The organism is Aeromonas sp. HMWF017 (assembly GCF_003061465.1).
GTDB classification, from domain to species: Bacteria; Pseudomonadota; Gammaproteobacteria; order Enterobacterales; family Aeromonadaceae; genus Aeromonas; species Aeromonas veronii.
Window position 1 is genome coordinate 1 of record NZ_QAJD01000163.1, and the last position, 2,251, is coordinate 2,251.

The 2,251-nt window shown below is 35.9% G+C and carries 2 protein-coding genes; both read right to left on the reverse strand.

The window, feature by feature from the left end; translation table 11 throughout:
• A partial coding sequence (gene repC, locus DBR30_RS21120; protein WP_181363619.1) for a replication protein C, IncQ-type occupies positions 1–544 on the reverse strand: 544 nt, incomplete at its 3' end.
• Positions 534–1,421, reverse strand: coding sequence for a helicase RepA family protein (locus tag DBR30_RS18080; protein ID WP_108540985.1), 888 nt, complete (start codon positions 1,419–1,421; stop codon positions 534–536). The genes repC and DBR30_RS18080, both read right to left, overlap by 11 nt.
• Positions 1,422–2,251 lie beyond the last annotated feature (830 nt).

The window sequence follows — 2,251 nt, forward strand, 5'->3', positions numbered from 1 at the left end:
TTCTTGGATTTACAACTACATCAACAACATCCTCTCGGCCTATATCATTTTTTGAGATTAAATAGCTTAACATGCTAGATTTCCATTCATAACCCTCTGATATGAGGTGTAAATCAACTTTACTCAACCTATCAAGACCCTCCTTCAATCTATCATATTCATGACCAGATTTATTCCAACCTAAAACACTAATAATTTTCGCCTGAGTAGTTGAAAGCAATATCGCATTTTCACTTGCAGCATTATACATAGCATTCAAATTACTCCATAAATAAGTAGATCTAGGCCCTTTAGAGCTTTCATTTATAATTTTCCCATCAATACCGGCAAGGGCAATTAAAGAAAAGAGAATGCTTTGATCAGAATAATCCAACCCTTGCTCTATATTAACTCGAATTTTCTGTTCACTAAACACCGAACTCAAAACCACGTTGCTTTCACGCTTACCATTAGCAATCGGGATGAACAGCCCTGTTATTCTACCTAGCAATGGATCAACAAGAGCAAAAAAATTAACTTTATGATTTATTATTTTAATAGACACCACTTACACCCCTTGTGCTATTTATTTCTTTTTTTTCTTCCTTGCTTCCATCATTAGAGCTGACATATTCATTCTTATTATCGTACTCACCATCAATAACAACTAAGGTATCGATAACTTTCCCTTTAATCGTTCTGCCAAGAGTTTCTATTTTTAAACCAATTGACATATCCAGGTCGTCATTTCCATCTTTACTCTTTGTGCAAACCAATTTTGAAGAAAGACTCTTTTTATCTTCATCTTTTGTAACAAAATACTCATTATCTAGTGCAGCTTTGAAAGAGTATGCTCCTTTAGCTCCACGAGCTATGTCCTTACCAGTATGGTGTACAATCAAAATTGTTGCGCCAGATTTAACCTTTATCTGATCACAGCCAGCAATAAATGCCCCCATATCTTCTGCTGTATTTTCATTTCCAGTGAAGCATCTTGCCAAAGTATCGATAACGATCAACCGTACAGGCATCCCCGTCTCAAGCAAGACATCCTCTGTAGCTAAAATCAAATCATCGATAAACTCTTGCTTAGACACAAACATAGGCTGAGATATACGATAAAAATTTTTTATATCTTCGCCATTGTTATATTTATTAACCCAGGCATTCATTCTCTTTATCATTCCATTACTGCCTTCCGCAGCAACATAGATAACCGAGCCCTGCTTGACATCCAAGCCCTGCCAAGGCTTACCTGTAGCCACTCTACAAGCTATATCGATTATCAAAAATGACTTACGAGAACCACTTGGGCCATAGAAGCCAGCCAATGAATTCTCATCCAAAAGCCCTTCGACTAAAAATGAATCCTGATCATAATTAACCAGCCCTGCCCCCCTATCCATTGGAACTTTACATTTTCTAGTTTTCACTAACTCCATGATTCCCCTCTATTAAAAATCATAAATAAACTCCTTTGGTTGAGTAAACAAACCATTATTAATCTCTATCTGAAAACGTTTAAATTATGTGCATCTGGTAAAAGACCGTTATATTAACCCACTCAACAGAATCCACAAAAGTACGAATGAAGAATGTTAATGGCTAACAACCCTTACAGAAAATTTTTATAACGTTAAAAGCATAGGCAACGCATTAATGATGCATTGCAGAAATAATAACTGCAACTATTTTTTACAAGTTTATGATACTAATCATAATTGAGATAAACTTGTTATAAAAACGGTTAGTTCGATTAATGAACAGAATTATAACTTTCCTATTGTGTGTGGACGTAATTTCTTACTAAATAACTGCTACGAATAGTGTTACACCTTCGCTATTCCATAGTCATTTCTTGGAAAAGGAGACACGCAATTCATGATAGTGTTTCACTCGAGCCAGCAGGTTAACCATTTATCTGCATTGGTGATTGCATGTGATGTTTCATGTGACCAGATCGAATGAGAACTTGAAGATAAGCTACCGAACTCAGTTGTTGTGATTCATGTCGAGCCACATGGCATTCTTAGTACCCAGTAAACTAGACTGCAAAAGCTATAAGCTATAGTTGTTAAGTTTTTCTTAAGAAATGGAAGTTATAGTGTATTTACTCATTGTGCAGTGAGATAACGCATTGCTGCGTGTCATATAACACACCAACTTCATGGAGTGAAATCATGTCAGATAATCAAAAAATCAAGGTTTGGGATCTTGTAGTACGGGGATTTCACTGGCTTACAGTTACACTTTGTGTACTCAACCTATTCAT

What these genes read in the sequence shown, in the direction of transcription:
- DBR30_RS18080 (WP_108540985.1), bottom strand. Translation starts at nt 1,421, where the DNA reads ATGGAGTTAGTGAAAACTAGAAAATGTAAAGTTCCAATGGATAGGGGG.